This is a genomic window from Luteibacter mycovicinus (genome assembly GCF_000745235.1).
GTDB classification, from domain to species: domain Bacteria; phylum Pseudomonadota; class Gammaproteobacteria; order Xanthomonadales; family Rhodanobacteraceae; genus Luteibacter; species Luteibacter mycovicinus.
This window is the reverse complement of record NZ_JQNL01000001.1, coordinates 98,218-117,500: the sequence shown is the minus strand read 5'-3', so window position 1 is coordinate 117,500 and position 19,283 is coordinate 98,218. Positions and strand designations below refer to the sequence as shown.

Here is a 19,283-nt window from a genome sequence, read left to right as displayed (position 1 = left end):
GGAGTTCATACGTGCAGCCTCGTCGTCAGGATGCGCGTTGGTGCCGTGCAGGCATCGTGACGCGATCCCTTTCCCGGTCTACCTCGTTCGCATGCCTTGTGTGTTCCTATTCGCCTGCTACTTGCCCTTACCGGCGTGTGGCGAACACGCCGTCCAGTGCCAGCTCCGCCGTGAAGCCGGCTTTGGTCAGCCGTGTAGCGACTTCGCGTGGCACGTCACGTCCGCTGGTCAGCTTGTTGGGGCTGCCGGTGTAATGGAAGAGACGCCCGCCACGACGGAGCACGCGGGCTAGCTGGCCGTAGAAGGCCTGCGAGTAAAGCTCGCCCGCGATGCCGAAGCGCGGCGGATCGTGCAGCAGGGCATCGACGGACGCGTCCGCGATATGCGCGATGGCGTGCGAGATGTCCGCGTGCGTAAGAGTCAGCCGTCCTCCGGTTTCGGGCGCTTCCGGGTCGGGCGACCACGGGTTGATATTGCGCAACCAGAGCACATCCGCGTTCTTTTCGAACGAGTCGATGCGCGCGACGCCGGAATCCAGACAGCAGGCGGCGAAATAGCCGAGTCCGCCGCAGGTATCCAGCACGACCTTTCCTCGGGGTTCGACCAGCGCCACCTTCCGCCGCGCATCGTCGACCGGCGACTCTTTAGACGTCGGCAGCATCTTGATGCCATCGATTTCGAAGGTCGGCGCGCCCCATTCGGTGGGAACCAGTTTGATCAGCGAGCCCGAAAACCTCGACACCGGTTCGAAGCTTTCCCCATCCCACCAGTAAAGGGTCCGGTCCTTGAGCTTGCCAGGCCACGGGTAGACCCGTTCGCGCCAGGTCCACGTGTCCGCGGCAAGCGATACATCGTCATCGGTACGCCCCAGATCCAGCGAACCACGCCACGTGCCCGTGCCGTCCTGTCGCGCCGCGGCCCACGCCTCGACGATGGGACGCGTGAGCAGCGGACCGGAATAGTGGGACACAGGCGAACTCCAGCAACGGGCAATCGGCGATTTTACCTGTCAGAACGCCGATCCGACGGCTTTCAGCCACACGGCGACCGCGTGCGCACCCGGATCGGCGTGCCCCTGCGTCCGATCGCCGAGATAGGCGGACCGGCCCAGGCGTGGCCGCATCGTCCTGGTCGCCTCCACGCCTTGCTCGGCGGCGGCGATGGCGGCGTGGACGACGGCCCTGGTCTCATCGCCCCTCGCCACGGCGGCGTCGATCGCATCGGCGGCGGGGAGCAGGGCGTCGAGCATGGTGCGGTCGCCGGCTTTGCCACCGCCCAGCGCCTGCACGGCTTCGCAGCCGGCACGGAAAGCCGCAGCCCACGCCAGGGGCGTGTCGACCTTGCCCGCCTCGGCGAGGGTCGTTGCGGCACGCACGATGAACACGGCATAGAGCGGTCCGGACGTGCCGCCGAGCACGCGCCGCAAGGTCCCGGCAAGGGCGAGCAGGGCACCGGCGGGATGGGCGACGTCGAGCGTGGGCAACGCATCGTCGATCGCACGGGCACCGCGCGCGAGGCTGAGGCCAATGTCACCGTCACCCACGACGGAGTCCAGTGCGGTGAGCTCGGGCTCGGCGGTTTCGAGAGCCGCTGCCACGGCGCGCAGGCTGGCGGTGAAGCGATCCGCCTGGCTTGCGTCGGCCCACGCCGGTCCTGCGGCGTCCGCCGCCTTCTCCGTGGGGGCGACCGTAACGATCGACGGACGCGTCGTCGGCCGCAGGGGCGCATGCCAGGCCGCGGCGGCGGTAGGTGCCAGCAAGCGCCCGAGGCGGTGTTCGTCGAGCTTGAGCAGGCTCAGCGAGCAGCCGGGCATTTCCAGTGCGGTGAGATAGGTACCGACCAGCGCCGCGGGTACTTCGACGCCGAGGTCGGCGAGCCGCGTCAGTGCGTGGCGCGCAACGATGTCGAGCTCCTGCACGGCGGTGCCGCCCAGGTTGTTGACCAGCAGCGCCACACGGTCCCCGCCACCGATGGCGCCGCGCGACAGCAGGCGCTCGATGAGCCGATCCAGCATCTCGTCGGCGCGCGCGATGGGGCCGCGCTGTGCGCCGCGTTCGCCGTGGATACCTAAGCCGTATTCCACTTCGGTCTCGCCCAGTTCGAACCCTGGCTTACCGGCGGCCGGTACCGTACACGACTCCAGACCCAGTCCCATGCTGACGACCGCGTCGATGGCGGCCTGTGCCTCGTCCCTGACCCCGGCGAGGCTCAGCCCGGCCTCGGCGGCGGCGCCGGCCACCTTGTGCACGAGGACGGTGCCGGCGATACCCCGGCGACCGACGGCATGGCCGTCATCGAGAGCGACGTCGTCAGCGACGACCACCACCTCCACCGCGATGCCCGCCGCGCGTGCGAGCTCCGCGGCGAGGCCGAAGTTGAGCCGGTCGCCGGTGTAATTCTTGACGATGAGCAGGACGCCGGCGGGACCGGCTACGGCGTGAATCGCCGCAAGGACGGCATCCACGCTGGGCGAGGTGAACACCTCGCCGACCACTGCGGCGGTGAGCATGCCGGCGCCGACGTAACCGGCATGCGCGGGCTCGTGACCCGCACCACCGCCGGAGATGAGCGCGACCTTTCCGGCAGCGGCGTGCGCGGCGTGGTCGGCGCGCAGGACCACATTCTCGCCCTCGATGCGGGCCAGTCGCTCGTCGCCGAGGACGAGTCCTTCGATCATCTCGTCGACGACCTTCAACGGATCATTGATCAGCTTCTTCACGCAGCGCTCCTCGTGGATTCGATGGTGGGCGAATGCAGGCATAGTCTCACCATACGTCCGGTTACAAAAATGCGTGTAGGCTTGTCGGCTACTTTGCCCGCGAAGCTATCTCATGGCTCTCAAATCCACGGTCTTCAAGGCTGACCTGCAGGTCAGCGACATGGACCGGCATTATTACCAGGGCCATGCCCTGACCATCGCCCAGCATCCGTCGGAAACCGACGAGCGCATGATGGTCCGCGTCCTGGCCTTCGCGCTCAATGCGGACGATGCTCTCGTTTTCGGGAAGGGCATCAGCTCGGAAGACGAGCCGGATCTCTGGCGCAAGGAGCTGACCGGCGAGGTCGATCTGTGGATCGAGATCGGCCAGCCGGACGAGCAGCGCATCCGCCGTGCCGCCGGCCGGGCCAATCGCGTCGTCATCTATAGCTACAGCGGACGCAGCGCCGAAGTGTGGTGGAAGAAGACCGCCGCCGCCGTGGCGCGCACCCGGAACGTTTCCGTCATCGACGTGGCCCCCGCCACGGTGGAGGCGCTCGCCGCGCTGACCCAGCGCACGATGCAGATCCAGTTCATGGTGCAGGACGGTCAGGCCCAGGTGATCAGCGGCGAGTCGGTCGTGCCGGTCGAGCTGACGACGCTGGCCTGAGCCTCCGCGCGAGATCAGGGCACGCACTTGTCCGTGCTATTCAGCTTGGTCGATGCGATGCCGCCAAACGGGCTGATGCCGATACGCGATCCGGGCAGGCGTGTGGTGTTCACGCCAAGCCCCGTCGTCGTGGCGACACCGGCACACAGAACGAAGGCCATCGGCTGGCTTGGACTGGTGCGCGTCGACACGGGCGCGAGCTGACCCTGCTGTCCGAAGGTCACGACCGATCCGTCCACGGCGCGTGCCGAGACGTCATTCAAGGCGCCACCGACGCGAAGGATCTGCATCCCCGCCGATACACTTGCCGAGTAGACATCGCTCGCCTTCGTCGTCGCCACGGGATGCACGTACACGAGCCATCCCGTTTCATAGGTGCTCGCGCCGGAGCAGGTCGCGCCGTCGGTACTCGCGCATATCGACACATAGGTCGCGCGCAGCACGGCTTCCGTCCGCGCGTATTGGACCGCCGCCTGCAGGTTGTCGACCGAGGTCCGGAGCCGGTGGCGCTGCAAGGTCGTGCGGAATGACGGCACGGCGACGGCCGCGAGGATGCCGGCCACGATGATGGCGATCATCAGCTCCAGCAGGCTGAACCCACGAGCGCCGCCCGCGGACGGACGCGCACGCATTACCAGCAGGTTCCGTTGCTGGTCGGGCCGGTCGGGGACTTCACGCCCGTGTCGGTCACGGACAGCGTCGTGCAGACGTCGCGCGCCTGAGCCGCACCGGGTACCGGCGTCGCGGTCGCGTTATACGCTTGCGCATCGAGCGAGTTCACCGCGCTTACGGTGACGACCGCCGTGTAGTACCCGCTCTCCGACGTCGCCGTCGTCGTGGCCGCGTAGCCGATGGTGGCGAGGTCGGCATAGACGTTGTGCAGGGCGTAATACCGTTCCTCGGCATTGGCGATGGCCATGAGTAACTTCTGCCCGTCGGCGCGACGCGCCCGGAAGCCGTACTTGGTGTACGCCGGAAAAGCGATGGCGGCCAGTATCGCCATCACGACCAGCACGATCATCAGTTCGACAAGGGTGAAGCCGCGGCGTCGGTCGGGTGCGTGCATATCAGTTCTCACTGTTCAGGACGCGCCACGAGCGACGCCGCGCGGTCGGAATGCTGTTGGCGGCCGTCGCGCCCGAGGCGAGGACCTGGCCAGGCAGGTAGGACATGCCGCCGCTCAGGCTGGCCGCGGAGTAAAGCGCGCCCGAGCTGGCGGCGCCGCTGACACGTGCACCGGCCAGTGAGTAGCCCGCACTGAAGGTCGTCGCGGCGCCGATGGAAACGCCGAAGGCGGCGCCGCCGGTCGTGCCGTCGAGCGCGATGACCGAGCCGGAGCCGGAGGTCGTGCATGGGTCGCTCGCTGCCGGAATGAGCGTGCTGAAGGACACCGTGTTATTGCTGGAATCGAGGGCCGGCGTGACCACCACGCGCTCCCCGGCGGTCGCATCCAGCGGCAGATACCAGCCGGACCGGGTCGCCGCCACGGCGTTGTTCGTGACGCCGATCGCATTGGCCGAATTGACCGTCATGGATTGCCTGACGAGGTTGCCGCCAGCGACCGTGACCGGCGACGTCACGGCGGTGCCCGGATCGCGTATGCCGTAGAGCGCCTGCGTGGTGGTGTCCGCGGTATCCGCCGTGCTCAGGTAGCGCCCGGTACCGAATATCACCAGAAAGGCGGCGGACGTCGGATCGGCCAGGAGGCGCGGCGATGTCGTGATCGACTGGGCGTTGGCGGTCGCGGGCTTGAACAGCAGGCTCACGCCCTGTGAGGGGGCCGTTGCCGACAGGGTGGTCGCTGACAGGTCGATGCGCCAGACGTTTCCGTCGAGGTCGCCGGCGAACGCGACATCGGCAACCTGGTCGCCGTCGTAGTCACCCACCGCGGGTGTGCTGAGGCCGTGACTCGACGTGGCCCCGGTACCGGAAGGGGTACGGATCTCCTTGAGCAGCGTGCCGGTCTGGGCGTCGAGAACGAACAGCGAACTGTAGGTGTTGCTTGCGGCCGCGGCGGTGCTGCCGTCCGGGAAGTAGCCGCCGGGTACCAGCACGACCCAGCGCCCGACGGTGCTGTTGCTGTCGCCGTTGTTGAAAGCGACGCGTGTGATGACCGGCGTGCCGAAGGTATAGCCGAGGTTCGCAGGGGTTCCGACCGTCGATACGCTGTCGCTGTTGAATTCCCAGAGGATCTTCGACGCTACGGCGGTACTCGTGTTGAGCGTGGCCGCCGACGGATCGGTCACGTCGATGCCATAGACGCCACGTCCACCCAGTCTCAGCGCGCCGACCAGCAGCGTGTGCCATCCCGCGGTGGTCTTGTTCGCGGCGTTGGCGGCGTTGAAGAAGACGTCGCCCGTCACGAGGCTTCCGTCGACGGTGGGAGTGAAGCTGAAGTTGGTCAGACGCGTCTGGGCGGGGAGGTTGGCATAGACGCTGGCCGGGATGTACCCCCAGATCTCGCGACCCGGAATGGCGTTCGCATCGGTGCTGAGCCGGGCATCGAAGGCATGCAGCATGCCGTCATTGGCACCGACATACACGGTTGCCGGGCGCGCCGCCCACTTCGCCAGGAAGGCGGAATAACTGGTGGTCTGGTCCGTCTTGAGCGCCAGCGCCTCCGGCGAATTGGCGGGGAACGCATCGCCGTACGCGCCGTTGGGTGCGCCGACATACGTCGGCTGGGAACCGAACACCGCCCCGAGCAGGGAGGTGCGCGAACGGAAGGTGGTGCCCTGGAGCGTCCGGACACCGGACAGCCAGTCGACACGTTTGGCGCCCAGCCCATCGGTCGTGGCCGCGGACCCCGTCCCGTCGGAGGAGTCGAGGATCGCCTTTTGAGCGGCACTCAACGTCGTGTAGGCGAAGGTGATGCCGGTGCCCGTGCCAGGCCCGGTCGCGGTAGCGATGAAGCGCGGGTCCTTGCTGAGATCGCGGGCGTTGAGAATGTCGCCCGCCGACCAGAGCGCGTCGCCGACACTGCCGTTGGCGTTCAGCAGACTCGCGGTGAGCGATCCGCTCCAGTCGGTCGTGTTGTAGCCGGCGGCGTAGGCGACCGCGCCCGTGGTCAGCACGTTGCTGCTGAGGCTGAGCGTGAGTGAGCTGGAGCTGCTGGCGATCACCGAGGACAGGATGGTGGTCAGGCTGCTGACGAGCGACGTGGGATCCGCGGCGCTGAAATAGCCGCCGCGACTGTTCACCGCGGCATGCCAGGTGTCGTCGATATTGCTCGCTCCGCCGCCCGTCGTTGGTGTCGGCCACTGTTTGCCGCCCGCGCGCAACGCCGCGTAGTCGCCCGGATAGGCCAGCGTGCCGGAGATGCCCATGGTGACCATGTATTGCGACATGTGCTGCCAGCTTGCCGGGTCGTTGGACGGATTGAAGTACACCTCGCTGTTGCTGCCGGGGTTGGTGGAGCTGACGGTCGACGTGGCGCCGGTGACGCCGGTCGTCAGGTCCGAGTAATAGGGCGGCACGATGTTCCTGAGGTCGGTTCGCAGATCCGTCGCCCAGTAATAAAAGGCGATATCCGCGAGGGATGGACTGGTCGTCCCCGCCTCGTTCCAGAAGATCCTGGACGTCTTGTCCGATGTCGAATAAGCGACTTTGTCAGGCAGCGTGGTCGAGACGGCGTCGGACCCGGCCGCCGCCGGGCTGTCGCCGTTCCAGTAGCCGTCGGTGACCAGCATGTTGAAGTTCTTCCGGCAGGCAAGCTCGCCGGGATTGCTCGTGCTGCCGTTCCAGTACGGGTCCAGCGCTCCGGCCGATGTGGCGAGGCTGCGCTTGTAGAAGTCGCCGGCGACCTGCGTCGCGACGCGGGTCGGGGTTCCGCCGCTGGCCGGCACGCCGTAGATCCAGTTCATGAACTGGCTGCGCCAGCACGGGTCGCTGGTACTGGACGTCAGGCAGCTCGAACCGGTCGAGTTGGCCAGTTCGAGAATCTTGCTGGTCGACATCAGCGGCCCGTAAGACTGACCGCTGTACGAGCCGGACGCGTTATAGGTGCTCGAACCCGACTGACTCTGCAGTGTCTGCCATGCGACGCGCACCGAACCATCGGCCATGCTGCCGAACACGCGTCCGATCGCCGCACGGGCGTTGAGGTTGCGCGACCGGTAGTAGCTGTACCAGATGGCGAAATTCTGCTGGATGGTCGCCGACTCGTTCGCCACCAGGTGGTAGACGCAGGTGCTTTCATCCGTGGGCGATGTGCAGACGTAGTAGAAACCGCCCGTATCGGTCGTCGTGGTCGTCGTCGTGGTCGTTGTGGTGGTGGTTACCGTCGTGACGATGGTGCAGGTAGTGATACTGAGCCGGATCCCGCCCACGCCGATGCTGATCACGGTGTTGCAGGTCCACACGCTGACGCTCGTGGGGCTGTTCACCACCGTTTTGACGCCGGTGAAACCGCTGAACGTGCCGCAGTTTCCGAGGATCAAGGTGGTGCAGGTCGTCGTCGTGACGCTGGTCGAGGTATCGCTCGTCGTCGTGCTGGTCGTCGTCTTCCCACGCACAACCTCCGGAATATCCATCTGCTGGCAGGCGTTGACGGGATTTCCGCGCGGGTTGGTGGTGGTGTAGAACCACGTCGTCAGCTCATTGGCGTTGCGCGCGCAGGGGGCGTTGCCGGCCAGGGTATTCGAGAGAAACCCGGCATAGAAATTCTTCGAAAGGTCGACCACGATCGGGTCGAGGTAACCGCTGTTGTTGGGCGACCAGCACTTTTTCGTCAACGTGTTCGCGCAATAGCCGTCGCGCCAGGCCGCCTTGTACGTCGGCGTGCCCAGAGGAACACCATTGGCATCGGGCGGTACCACATAGGTCACCGTCGGATCGAAGTAAATCGGATTGCCCTTGGCCGAGTAGTAGTACTTCTTGTCGTAGTAACCGTCCATCGCATCGGGGATCGACGTGGCGTTCATCGAGCCGGAATCGTCGAAGGTCACGACGATGTTGGGTGCGACCCTCGAGGTGACGCTGGGCGGCGTCTTGCTCACCGTCACCGTACCCGCGATCACGCTCGGCATCCACGCCACCCACACCAGCGCGACCAGCAGGAGAGCGGCCCATGCGGTGGATGGCTTCTCTTTCATCATCGGCTGGGGCCTCACGTCAGGGTGCATGTGACGAGGTTCGGCGTGACAAAGGTGGTCTCGACGACGCGGATCGTATTGGGACTGCTCCCGGTGGCGCGTGCGGTAATCCGGTACAGATAGAACTTCGCCGTCGCCGATCCGCTCGATCCGGCCTCTTTAGCGGCGCTGGTTCCGTTACCCGGGGCGAGGTCCTGACCGAGGAATTCGACGACATACCAGGGGTTGCGCGCCATGACGGCGGTCGACAGCGCGGCGTCACTGCTCTTCTTCGTGTAATCGATGGTCACGCCGGCGCCATTGTATTCGGTGGCGCCGTCGACCATCCAGACCGATGACTGCCGGAATGCCGTGACCTTCGCGCTGATCGTGGAAGGGTTGCTGGAGTTGTAGCAGGCGACGGCGGCGTTACCGCTGAAGAGGTTCCATTCGACGCCGCGCAAGGCGTTCTCGGCGGACCACTCCGCCTGTTGCGCGTTGCGCATCGCTCCGGCCATGCGCTCCTGCAGCAATGAGCGACTGGATGTGCTGATCGCCACGATGGTCAGGATGAGCAGAAAGATCATCGCCAGGACGAGCACGGCACCGCGCTGCCGGTTCATGGGTTGTAGTTCCGGATCGACACCACGGCGGTGAACTCCCGCCGCAGCATGTGATTGTCGAAACCCTGCTGGCTGGGCATCACCGCTCGCTTCGTATCGTCGGGCGACGAGAGTCCGGTAACCGCGCTGTCTCCGTAGTACTGGTACTGGAGGTCGGTCGGGGTCAGCGTATACAGCGGGAGCTGTCCGTCCATCAGAATGTGAACCTCGATACTCTGTACGGACCGCCACATGCAGCCGGGATCGGTCCCGGAAACGGTCACCGTCGATGACGCGCACGCCGTCGAGCTGTCGATCTCCGCCGCGGTGCGATAGCTGGTGTTGCCTGAGCCGTCCATCACGCCGTAGAGGAAATCGAGCCGTTCCACGCCGCGTACCACTTCAGCGCTCACGCCATTGACCCGCTTCATCAGCGCACCGGTCTTGTGCCCGTTGTTGTCGTCGACGACCTGTAGAAAGTACGAAACGGTCTGGAAGTCCCGGTTGAAATCGAACAGCCTCGGTGTGACGCCGGACGGCCGGGCCGGAGCGCTGTAGTTGGTCGATGGCGTAAACGTCGCGGACGAAAGGGTGGCGGCGAAAACCTGGGCCGAATTGCAGTCGGCGAGCATGAGCAGGTCGCCGGTGGCATAGGCCGATAGCGGCGGCTCGCCTGTCTGCGGGACGACGGTGATACCGGCGACCGAGCTTCCGCTCAGCGTCAGCTTGCTCGTGGTGCCATCGAGCGCCCAGCCTCGTGCGCCGTCCAGGTAACGCAAGGTGATGACGCCGGTGCCAGGCACGCGATTACCGACGGTCGTGCCCTGCTGAGGAATACCTTTGCCTGCCGGGTCTGCCGGATCTTGTGGCGTACACGCGGAGACGGTGCAGTCGTACCCTCGCAAGGCGAGGAAGGATGGCATCGCGAATGACGCGACAGGCGCGACGGGATACGTGTTGGTCCCGCTCGTCGAGCCCCACGTCGTCGTGTTGTCGCTGATGGCGGCCTGGAAGACGGCGCCGGACACGAGTACCTGAGGCGCTCGCAGGTAACGGTCCAGTGACACGACTCCGTTCGACAAGGGAGCGGACTGACCGCCGACGTTCGAGCAGTACTGCGCGTTCGTCATGCGCAGGTCGGTCGTCAGCGCGGTCATCGCGAAGCGTCCTTCCTCCTGCAGTTTTGCCAGCTGGGTCTGCGTGACCGTGCTGCCGGTGGTAGTGAGAACGACGCTGACGATGCCGCCCGCCACGACGAGGCCGAGCACCATGGCGACCATGAGTTCGACGAGGGAGAAACCGTAGGGGCGGTTCATGGCTGGAAATTCCAGACATAGACCCTCGGAGCGGCATCCTGATGCTTACTGTCACCGGCACCGCGCTCCGTCCAGCTGATCCGCATGACGCAGTTACCGGCGTACGGCGGGCGTACCTGGAGCTGCGTCGCATTCGCCGTGGTGCCATTGCTGCAGGCGATCGATGCACTGGCGTTGGGCAGGAACGTCCGGAGCTGCGAACTCCAGATGTACTGGTCGCGCAGCGCGAGTTTGGCCGGCGTGCAGGCAAGGTCGGCCGTGCATGCCTGCGATCCGCTCAGCGGATATACCGCGGAGTTGTAACCGCCGGCCCAGACCCCGAGCGGATTGGCGCGCATGCGGTCGGCCATGCTCATCGCGATGAATTCAGCCTGAGTGCGCTGGTACCCGACCTGATTCGAGCGAAACGAGGCGATGAGGAGACTGGAAAGTCCGAGAAGGCCGACCGTGAAAACCAGGACCGCCATCAAGACCTCAATCAGAGACACACCTCTGACATGTCTTGCCGAAGCCATATGAAACCTTGAAAAGCGGAAGTGCGATTCAGGTATAGGCTGTGCACGCGCGTCGCTTTACGTCTATTCGGTAGAAGCTAGGCCTTTACGGCAAAACATCCCACGGCATCGCTTCACCTCGAGTGGTGGCCATGCGCTTTTGCTGTCACGTTCACGAATGTGGACAGCGTGCGAACGCTCCGTTTCAACCTCAGGGCAGACAACTGTCGGTGCTCGCAAGCTTCGTGGAGGCGATGCCGCCGTAAGGACTGACGCCGATGCGCGTGCCCGGCAGGCGGGTCGTATTTTGCCCCAGGCCGCTGCCCGGCTGACCGGAGGGCATCGCGCAGAGGACGAAGGCCACGGGTTGGCCGGCGTTGGTGCGCGACGCGACCGCTTCGAGCTGGCCCTGCTGGCCGAAGGTTACGACGCCGGTATCGACGCCGCGTGCTGACACGAGGGCCAGGGCTGCCGCCGCACGGAGGACCTGCATACCGCTGGCAGGAGTGGCCGAGTAGGCATCTGATGCTTTGCTTGTCGCCACCGGGTGGCTGTAGACGAGCCAGCCCGTGTCCCAGGTGGTCGACGATGCGCAGCTGGTGCCATCCGTGCTCGGACACAGCGAAACATAGGTGGCGCGCAGCACCGCTTCCGTGCGGGCGTATTGCACGGCAGCCTGCAGCTCGTCGGCCGCGGCGAGCAACCGGTGGCGCTGGATGCTCGCCCGGAACGACGGCACGGCGATCGCCGCGAGGATGGCGGCGACGACGATCGCCACCATCAGTTCGAGCAGGCTGAAGCCACTCATGGAACGCGGTCGCGACGGCATGGACATCACCAGCAATTGCCGTTGCCGGTGGTGCCGGTCTGGCTCCTGACGCCGGTATCGGTCAGCGTCAGCGATCCGCAGACATCTCTGGCCTGGTTGCCGACGGGCACGGCTGTCGCCGTATAGCCCTGGCCGGCAAGCGCGTTGACGGTACCGACGGTGACGGACGCCGTGTAGAAACCGCTGTCCGAGGTGGCGGTTGTCGTGGATGCGTAACCGATGGTCGCAAGGTCCGCGTAGATGTTGTGCAGGGCGTAGTAGCGCTCTTCGGCATTGCCGATCGCCATCAGGAGCTTCTGTCCGTCGGGGCGCCGGGCACGGAAGCCGTAACGCGCGTACGAAGTGAACGCGAGGGCTGCAAGGATCGCCATCACGACGAGGACGACCATGAGTTCGAGCAGGGTGAAGCCGGCCGCGCGGCGTGGCGTCTTCATATCAGTTCTCGCTGTTCAGGACGCGCCAGGCACGTCGGCGGGCCGTGGGGATGCTGGTACCGAAGGTGCTGCCCGCCGAGGTCAGCTGGCCGGCCGCGTAGGCGGTGCCGCCGGAAAGGCTGGCCGCCGTATAGAGCGAGCCCGAACTGGCCGCACCCGTGACGTGCGCGCCGGCGAGGGAGTAGCCGGTCCCGAACGACACCGCGCTGCCGATCGAGACACCGATGGCGGCGGCGCCGGTCGTCCCGTCAAGGGCGATGACCGAGCCGGAGCTTGAGGTCGTGCAGGGGTCGTTGGCGGTCGGGATCAACGTGCTGAACGTCACGGTGTTGTTCGACGAGTCGAGCGCGGGCGTCACGACCACGCGTTCACCCGACGGGTTGTTCAGCGGCAGGTACCAGCCCGCACTGGTGGACGCGACGGCTTTGCTGGTGACACCTATCGCCCCGGTCGCGCTGTCCACGGTCATGGTCTGCTGGATCAGCGTGCCCCCGGCGACCGTGGTCGGCGTGGTCACCGCCTTGCCCGGATCGCGGATTCCGTAGAAGGCCTGCGTGGTGGTGTCGGAGGTATCCGCCGTGCTGAGGAAACGACCGGTCCCGAAGATCACCATGAAATACGCGGAGGTGGGATCGGCGAGGAGTCGCGGGGGGGTCGTGATCGATTGCGCATTGGCGGTGTCCGGCTGGAACAGGAGGCTCACACCTTGCGACTGGGTGGTCGAGGCCAGCGAGGCGGCGGACAGGTCGATCCGCCACACGTTGCCATCCAGATCGCCGGCGAAAGCCACGTCGGCCACCTGATCGCCGTCGTAGTCACCGACGGCCGGCGTGGTGAGGCCGTGACTGGCGACCGCGCCGGTGCCGGTCGGCGTACGAATTTCCTTGAGCAGGGTTCCGGTCTGCGCATCGAGCACGAAGAGCGAACTGTAGGTATTGGATGCGGCGCTGATCGTGCTGCCATCGGGGAAGTAACCGCCGGGGACGAGCACCACCCAGCGCCCGACCGAATTGTCGGTGTTGGTGTATGCCACGCGGGCGATGACCGGCGTGCCGAAGGTGTAACCGAGATTGGCCGGCGTGCCCGCTGTGGAGACGCTGCCGCTGTTGAATTCCCAGAGCACCTTTTTCGCGACCGCGGCGCTGGAACTCAGCGTCGCCGCCGACGGATCGGTGATGTCGATACCGAACACGCCGCGTCCACCCATGCGCAGCGAGCCGACCAGCAACGTATGCCATCCGGCGGACGAGTTGTTCTGCGCGTTATCGCCGTTGAAGAAAACGTCACCGGTGACCGGGCTTCCATCGACCGTCGGCGTGAAGGCGAATTTATTCAGTCGTGACTGCGCCGGCAGGTTGGCGTAGACGCTGGCCGGTACGTATCCCCAGATTTCCCGTCCGGGCGATGCACCGCTCACCGACGCGAGGCGGGCGTCGAAGGCGTGCAGCATGCCGTCGTTGGCGCCCACGTAAACGGTGGACGGCCGGTTCGCCCAGGTCGCCAGAAAACGGGAGTAGCTGTTGGCGGAACTGTTCTTCAGCGCCACCGCCTCGGGCGAACCGCTGGGGAACGTATCGCTGTAGCCACCCGTGGGCGCGCCGACGAAGGCCGGCTGCGAACCGAACACCGCACCGAGCAGCGACGTACGGGTGCGCAGGGAGGTGCCTTCCAGCGTGCGCACGCCACTGAGCCAGTCGACGCGCGATGCGCCCAGGCCATCGGTGGTCGCGGTGGAGCCGCTGCCATCGGACGAGTTGATGGCGGCTTGCTCGGTCGCGCTGAGGTTGGCGTAAGCAAAGGCGACGCCGGTCCCTGTGCCCGGTCCGGTACCCGTCGTGAGGATGCGGGGATCGCTGGCGGCGCGCTCGGTCAGCAAGGTGCCGGCCGACCAGAGCGTGGTGCCGATGGAACCATCGGTGCCCACGGCCTTGGCCAGCAGCGATCCGCTCCAGTCCGTGGTGTCGTAACCCGCGTAGTAGGCGACGGCATTGGTCGTCAGTACATTGGTGCTGAGGCTCAGCGTCAGTGCGGTGGAACTGCTCGCGATGACGGAGGACAGGATCGTGCTGAGACTGTTCACCAGCGACGTGGGATCCGCCGCGCTGAAGTAGCCACCCCGGCTGTTGAGCGCCGCATGCCAGGTATCGTCGATGTTGGTCGCGCCACCCGACGTATTGGGTGTCGGCCATTTCTTGCCGTTGCTCCCCGTGCGCAGCGCCGCGTAGTCATCCGGATAGGTGAGGCTGCCCGAGATACCCATCGTCACCATGTACTGCGACATGTGCTGCCACGTGGCGGGATCGTTCGACGGGTTGAAATACACCTCCGGGGTGGCGCCCGGGGACGCGGTATTCACCGTGGCGGCGCTGCCGGTGATGCCTGTCGTCAGGTCGGGGTAGTAAGCCGGAACGTTGTCCTTGAGGTCGCTGCGCAGGTCATTGGCCCAATAGGCAAACGCGATGTCCGCGAGCGAGGGATTGGTCGTGCCGGTCTGATTCCAGAAGATTCTCGACGTACCGTCGCTGATCGAATAGGACGTGCCGTCGGGAAGTGTCACCGCCTTGTTGTCGTTCGGGCTGACCGTCGACGGGTTGTCGCCGTTCCAGTAACCGTCGGTGACCAGCATGTTGAAGTTCTTGCGGCAGGACAGCTCGCCGGGCGTGCTGGTGCTGCCGTTCCAGTAAGGGTCCTGCGACGTCGGCGAGGTCTTCAGTGTACGTTTGAAGAACTCGCCGGCGGCCACCGTCGCGACGCGCGTCGGCGTGCCGCCGCTGGCGGGAGCGCCGTACAGCCAGTTCATGAACTGGCTTCGCCAGCAGCTGTCGCTCGTGCTGGTCGCCGTACATCCCGTGGTGGCATTCGCCAGTTCGAGAATCTTGCTCGTGGACGCCAGTGGGCCGTACGAGGGGCCGCTATAGGAACCCGTGGTGTTGTAGCTGCCGCTGGCCGACTGGCTTTGCAGCGTCTGCCAGGCGACGCGCACCGCGCCGTCGCCGATGCTGCCGAAGACGCGGCCCACGGCGGCACGCGCGTTGAGATTGCGCGTGCGATAGAAGCTGTACCAGTTGGCGAAGTTCTGCTGGGTCGCAGCCGATTCGTTGGCGACCAGATGGTACGTACAGGTGCTGTCGCTGGTCGCCGAGGTGCAGACGTAATAGAAACCACCCTGGTCGTACGTGGTGGACGTCTTCGTCGTCGTGGTGGCGACGTTGCAACTGGTCGTCGTCGTCTTGTTGTTGCCTCTTCCCGAGGTTGTTGCCGTGCACGTATAGGTTGAGCTGCTGCCGTCGCTGCCCGTGTATGTGTGGGTGCCGGTGGTTCCGTTGGCGCTGCCGCAACCGGTGTTCGTGCAGGTCGAATTGGCGGTCGACGTCGTCGTCGTCGTGGTCGCGCCACGTACGGACGTCGGGATATCCATCTGGCTGCACGAGCCATTGTCGTACCAGGTGGTCAGTTCGTTGGCGTCCCTGGCGCAGGGCGAGTTGCCCGCCAGCGTATTGGCCAGGAAGCCGGCGTAGAAGGCCGTGCTCAGATCGACGACGTTCGGCGCGATATATTTGCCACTCGAGGGAGCCCAGCACTTCTTCGTCAGTGTGTTGGCGCAGTAGCCGTCACGCCACGCCGCCGTGAACGCGGGCGTTCCCAGCGGGGCACCCGTCGCGTCCGGCGGTACGACGTAGGTCACCGTGGGATCGAAATAGATCGGGTTGCCCTTTGCCGAGTAGTACACCTTCGTGGCGTAACTCGCGTCCATCGCGTCGGGGATGGCGGTGGAATTCATTGAGCCCGAGTCGTCGAAGGTCACGACGATATTGGGCGCCACCTTCGAGGTGACGCCGGGAGGCGTCGTGCTCAGTGTCACCGTCGTGGCCGCGGCCGGCATGGCGACGAGAAGGCATGCAAGCGCGCTGAGAGCCATGCGCCGGATGAAGGAGGGCAGGGACATGATCGAATCCTTCAGCTCAGCGTGCAGGCGACGAGGTTGGGTGTGACGAAAATACTTTCGACGACACGGATCGTGTTCGGGCTGCCGCCGGTGGCACGCGCCGTGATCCGGTACAGGTAAAACCTGGCGGTCGCGGTTCCGCTGGAGCCCGCTTCCTTCGCCGCACTGGTGGCGTTGTTGGGCGAGAGATCTTGACCGAGGTATTCGACGATGTACCAGGGATTGCGGGCCATGACGGCCGTCGACAACGCCGCGTCGGAGGACGCGGTCGTGTAATCGATGCTGACGCCCGCTCCCTTGTATTCGGTCGCGCCGTCGGTAAGCCAGATCGAGGACTGGCGGAAGTCCGAGACCTTCGGACTGATCGTCGCGGGGTTGCTGGAGTTGTAGCAGGCGATCCCGCCTGCGCCACTGAACAGATTCCATTCGACACCGCGCAGAGCGTTCTCCGCGGACCATTCGGCCTGTTGCGCGTTGCGCAGCGCGCCCGCCATGCGCTCCTGCAGGAGCGAGCGTCCGGACGTGCTGATGGCGACGATCGTCAGCAGCAGGAGGAAGATCATGGCCAGGACCAGTACCGCACCGCGTTGCCGCTTCATGGGTTGTAGTTCCTGACCGCGACGAGCGCCGAGAACTCGCGTCGAAGCATGTGATTGTCGAAACCCTGCTGGCTGGGCATCACGGCGCGGGCGCTGTTGTCCGGCGCCGCGAGTCCGGTGACCGCACTGTCGCCGTAGTACTGGTACTGGAGGTCGGTGGAGGCCAGCCCGTACTGGGCGACCTGGCCGTCCATCAGTATGTGCACCTCGATGTCCTGGACGGAACGCCACAGGCAGCCGGGATCCGTGCCGGTGACCGTGACCGTCGACGACGCGCACGACGTGGCGCTGTCGATCTGGGCGGCCGTCTGATAGCTGGTGTTTCCCGAGGCGTCCATGACGCCATACAGGAAATCGAGACGTTCGACGCCCCGCACGACCTCTGCGCTGACACCGTTCACCCGCTTCATCAGCGCGCCCGTCGTATGCCCGTTGTTGTCGTCGACAACCTGCAGGTAGTAGGTGACCGTGACGAAGTCACGGTTGAAATCGAAGAGCCTGGGCATCACGCCCGAGGGTTGTGTCACGGATGCGTAGTTACTGGCAGCTGGTGTGAAAGTCGCGCCGGAGGACGTTACCGCGAAGATCTGCGACGCGTTGCAATCGGACAGCATCGCCAGATCGCCCGCCGTGTAATCGGTCAGCGGTGGCTCGCCGGTCTGCGGCGCGATGGTGAAACTCGTGACGGTCCTGCCGCTGAGGTTCATCGTGCTGTGGTTGCCGTCGAGCGCCCACCCGCGTGAGCCATCGAGGTAGCGCAGCGTAATCACGCTGCTTCCCAGCACCCGCTTGCCCACCTCCGTGCCCTGAGCGGGGAGAGGCGAGGTGTCGCCCGAGGTCGACGGGTCTCCCGGCGTACATGTGCTCACCGTGCAGTCGTAGCCGCGCAGGGAAAGGAACGGAGGCATCGCGAAGGCGGCGGTCGGCGAGGCGGGGTAGGTGTTGCTGCCGCTGGTCGACGCCCAGGTGGTCGTGTCGTCATGCAGCGCGGATTGCAGGGTGGCGCCGGACACCAGCACCTGAGGTGCCCTGAGGTAGCGGTCGAGGGACATCACGCCGTTCGACAGGGTGGATGACTGCCCGCCCATGTTGTTGCAGTACTGGGCGTTGGTCATGCGCAGGTCCGTCGTCAGGGCGGTCATCGCGAAACGACCTTCTTCCTGCAGTTTCGCGAGCTGGGTCTGGACCAGGCTGCTCTGCGACGTAACGAGGAAGACATTGACGATACCGACCGCGACCAGCAGCCCGAGCGCGAGCGCGACCATCAGTTCGATAAGGGAGAGTCCTCGCGACGTGCGTGCGCGCAGGGGCGAGATCCCGGTCATGGCTGAAAATTCCACACGTAAGTCCGTGTACCGGCGTCCTGATGGGAGCTGTCGCCGGCCGCGCGCTCAGTCCAGTTGATACGCATCACACAGTTGCCCGCATAGGGTGGGCGGACCAGCAGCTGCGTGGCATTCGCCGTCGCGCCGTTCGTACACCCGATGGATGCCGTGGCGTTGGGAAGGAAAGTAGTGAGCTGCGTGCTCCACATCGACTGGTCGCGCAGCGCGATTTTAGCCGGCGGACATGCGCTGGCCTTATTGCATGTCTGTGTGATCGAGAGGGGATAGGACGCGGAGTTGTAGCTGCCGGACCAGACGCCAAGCGGATTCGCACGCATGCGATCGGCCATGCTCATCGCTAGAAATTCGGCCTGAGTGCGCTGGTAACCGACCTGATTAGACCGGAACGATGTGATCAGAAGGCTCGATAGTCCGATGAGTCCGACACTGAAAACCAGCACCGCCATCAGCACCTCGATCAAAGACACGCCCCTGACATGTCCTGGCGAAGCCATACTTCCCCTTGCATTTAAATCGAAATAAATCGGGGAAATGCTAGCTTCGCAATGATGGAGTGGCAACGAGGTGTGACCTTTTGCCGCCAGTACATATGCGTAGTCCGCATTCCGTGATGGTGCGATGCGCGCAATCTAGTGAATGAGGCCATGCATGAGACAGCTAAAAACACGGTGCGAATATGCAAATGCTATAGCGCTTTTTTTTTTCGTCCGCGAGATGATTCGATATTCGCTAGGTTTCGGTCGTCACGTCTGAAATCCGTCGCGCTCTCACGAAAAATCTCATCAGAATCGTGAAATGCCACGACAGGTTGCGATTTCCTGCCGGAAGGGCGGCTTCCTGCGGCAACGACCTGGATTTCACCGCGGCTGCACCGGTGCGGGCAAAAGATCGAGCCCGGACAACACCTCGGCCACGGAGCCGAAGGAGGGGCTCGTGCGTATATTCCTGTGGATGGGCATCGCTGCGGCCGTGCCAGCCGTCGGCTGGGCACAGTCGTCATTCACCGAGGCCCGCGAGCACCGCGCGACGGACGATGTCGCCATCAGCGCCTGCGGGGATGCCGTGAATCGCGAGGTGCGGTCGCGCAACGCCATGGCCAGTCAGGTCGAGGTCGACGAGGCGCACGCATCGCCCGCTACGGAAAGCAGGACCGACATCGCAGGCGGAGGGCATCTTCGCGACGGATCGGGCGGCACGCGTAAGTTTACGTTCCGCTGCTCATACGATATTCGTGCGGGCAATACCTCGAACGTATCGGTGTGGCTCTGACCCGCGGG

Annotated in this window: 16 protein-coding genes; 2 read left to right on the top strand and 14 right to left on the bottom strand. The window is 65.2% G+C overall.

The genetic code is table 11. From position 1 onward, the window contains the following. Positions 1-127: 127 nt before the first annotated feature. Entirely contained in the window at positions 128-970 is an 843-nt protein-coding gene (locus FA85_RS00475) for a class I SAM-dependent methyltransferase (RefSeq protein ID WP_036113088.1), read from the bottom strand. 39 nt (positions 971-1,009) lie between these two features. Next, a complete protein-coding gene (locus FA85_RS00470) occupies positions 1,010-2,719 on the bottom strand; it encodes a dihydroxyacetone kinase family protein (protein WP_036113091.1) in 1,710 nt (569 codons plus the stop codon). A 112-nt stretch (positions 2,720-2,831) separates the two neighbouring features. Here FA85_RS00470 and FA85_RS00465 point away from each other — a divergent pair, with 112 nt between their 5' ends. Next, positions 2,832-3,368 carry a YaeQ family protein gene (locus FA85_RS00465; RefSeq protein WP_036113095.1) on the top strand — a complete coding sequence of 179 codons (537 nt, stop codon included), beginning with the start codon at positions 2,832-2,834 and terminating at the stop codon, positions 3,366-3,368. Between the two features lie 14 nt (positions 3,369-3,382). Here the strand turns inward: FA85_RS00465 and FA85_RS20665 are convergent, their stop codons facing one another. The 12 genes from FA85_RS20665 to pilV (FA85_RS20650) all read right to left on the bottom strand — a co-directional run bounded on the left by FA85_RS20665 (position 3,383) and on the right by pilV (FA85_RS20650) (position 18,473). After that, positions 3,383-4,000 (bottom strand): GspH/FimT family pseudopilin, encoded by a 618-nt coding sequence (locus tag FA85_RS20665; protein ID WP_051943634.1) that lies wholly within the window; start codon positions 3,998-4,000, stop codon positions 3,383-3,385. Then, positions 4,000-4,434, bottom strand: coding sequence for a type IV pilin protein (locus tag FA85_RS00455; protein ID WP_036113097.1), 435 nt, complete (start codon positions 4,432-4,434; stop codon positions 4,000-4,002). Before FA85_RS00455 ends, FA85_RS20665 begins: the two co-directional genes overlap by 1 nt. 1 nt (position 4,435) lies before the next feature. Continuing rightward, positions 4,436-8,464: a pilus assembly protein gene (locus tag FA85_RS00450; RefSeq protein WP_036113100.1), complete on the bottom strand. Its 4,029-nt coding sequence runs from the start codon at positions 8,462-8,464 to the stop codon at positions 4,436-4,438. A gap of 11 nt (positions 8,465-8,475) precedes the next feature. After that, positions 8,476-9,063, bottom strand: coding sequence for a pilus assembly PilX family protein (locus FA85_RS00445; protein WP_036113103.1), 588 nt, complete (start codon positions 9,061-9,063; stop codon positions 8,476-8,478). Continuing rightward, on the bottom strand, positions 9,060-10,358 hold the full coding sequence (locus FA85_RS00440) for a PilW family protein (protein ID WP_036113106.1): 1,299 nt from the start codon (positions 10,356-10,358) through the stop codon (positions 9,060-9,062). Before FA85_RS00440 ends, FA85_RS00445 begins: the two co-directional genes overlap by 4 nt. Then, on the bottom strand, positions 10,355-10,873 hold the full coding sequence (pilV, locus tag FA85_RS20660) for a type IV pilus modification protein PilV (RefSeq protein ID WP_081907473.1): 519 nt from the start codon (positions 10,871-10,873) through the stop codon (positions 10,355-10,357). Before pilV (FA85_RS20660) ends, FA85_RS00440 begins: the two co-directional genes overlap by 4 nt. A gap of 190 nt (positions 10,874-11,063) precedes the next feature. Further along, the gene (locus FA85_RS20655; RefSeq protein ID WP_197056457.1) at positions 11,064-11,681 is read right to left on the bottom strand and encodes a GspH/FimT family pseudopilin; all 618 of its coding nucleotides are present in this window, start codon (positions 11,679-11,681) and stop codon (positions 11,064-11,066) included. A gap of 5 nt (positions 11,682-11,686) precedes the next feature. After that, positions 11,687-12,115 carry a type IV pilin protein gene (locus FA85_RS00425; RefSeq protein ID WP_036113109.1) on the bottom strand — a complete coding sequence of 143 codons (429 nt, stop codon included), beginning with the start codon at positions 12,113-12,115 and terminating at the stop codon, positions 11,687-11,689. A gap of 1 nt (position 12,116) precedes the next feature. Next, entirely contained in the window at positions 12,117-16,061 is a 3,945-nt protein-coding gene (locus FA85_RS00420; RefSeq protein ID WP_036113110.1) for a pilus assembly protein, read from the bottom strand. 11 nt (positions 16,062-16,072) lie between these two features. Then, a complete protein-coding gene (locus FA85_RS00415; RefSeq protein ID WP_036113113.1) occupies positions 16,073-16,660 on the bottom strand; it encodes a pilus assembly PilX family protein in 588 nt (195 codons plus the stop codon). Further along, complete coding sequence (locus tag FA85_RS00410) at positions 16,657-17,985, bottom strand: PilW family protein (protein ID WP_036113116.1); 1,329 nt, start codon at positions 17,983-17,985, stop codon at positions 16,657-16,659. The genes FA85_RS00415 and FA85_RS00410 overlap by 4 nt, the downstream gene beginning before the upstream one ends. Next, positions 17,982-18,473: a type IV pilus modification protein PilV gene (pilV, locus tag FA85_RS20650; protein WP_197056456.1), complete on the bottom strand. Its 492-nt coding sequence runs from the start codon at positions 18,471-18,473 to the stop codon at positions 17,982-17,984. The genes FA85_RS00410 and pilV (FA85_RS20650) overlap by 4 nt, the downstream gene beginning before the upstream one ends. Before the next feature lie 466 nt (positions 18,474-18,939). On the opposite strand from pilV (FA85_RS20650), the gene FA85_RS00400 reads away from it, so the two are divergent. After that, entirely contained in the window at positions 18,940-19,275 is a 336-nt protein-coding gene (locus FA85_RS00400; protein WP_156108727.1) for a hypothetical protein, read from the top strand. The last annotated feature ends 8 nt before the right edge of the window (positions 19,276-19,283 follow it).

Bases quoted from the DNA above. Each gene is read 5' to 3' on its own strand.
- FA85_RS00445 (WP_036113103.1), bottom strand. From the start codon at position 9,063: ATGAACCGGCAGCGCGGTGCCGTGCTCGTCCTGGCGATGATCTTTCTG.
- FA85_RS00450 (WP_036113100.1), bottom strand. From the start codon at position 8,464: ATGATGAAAGAGAAGCCATCCACCGCATGGGCCGCTCTCCTGCTGGTC.
- FA85_RS20655 (WP_197056457.1), bottom strand. From the start codon at position 11,681: ATGCCGTCGCGACCGCGTTCCATGAGTGGCTTCAGCCTGCTCGAACTG.
- FA85_RS00465 (WP_036113095.1), top strand. From the start codon at position 2,832: ATGGCTCTCAAATCCACGGTCTTCAAGGCTGACCTGCAGGTCAGCGAC.
- pilV (WP_081907473.1), bottom strand. From the start codon at position 10,873: ATGGCTTCGGCAAGACATGTCAGAGGTGTGTCTCTGATTGAGGTCTTG.
- FA85_RS00415 (WP_036113113.1), bottom strand. From the start codon at position 16,660: ATGAAGCGGCAACGCGGTGCGGTACTGGTCCTGGCCATGATCTTCCTC.
- FA85_RS00455 (WP_036113097.1), bottom strand. From the start codon at position 4,434: ATGCACGCACCCGACCGACGCCGCGGCTTCACCCTTGTCGAACTGATG.
- FA85_RS20665 (WP_051943634.1), bottom strand. From the start codon at position 4,000: ATGCGTGCGCGTCCGTCCGCGGGCGGCGCTCGTGGGTTCAGCCTGCTG.
- FA85_RS00410 (WP_036113116.1), bottom strand. From the start codon at position 17,985: ATGACCGGGATCTCGCCCCTGCGCGCACGCACGTCGCGAGGACTCTCC.
- FA85_RS00425 (WP_036113109.1), bottom strand. From the start codon at position 12,115: ATGAAGACGCCACGCCGCGCGGCCGGCTTCACCCTGCTCGAACTCATG.
- FA85_RS00420 (WP_036113110.1), bottom strand. From the start codon at position 16,061: ATGTCCCTGCCCTCCTTCATCCGGCGCATGGCTCTCAGCGCGCTTGCA.
- FA85_RS00440 (WP_036113106.1), bottom strand. From the start codon at position 10,358: ATGAACCGCCCCTACGGTTTCTCCCTCGTCGAACTCATGGTCGCCATG.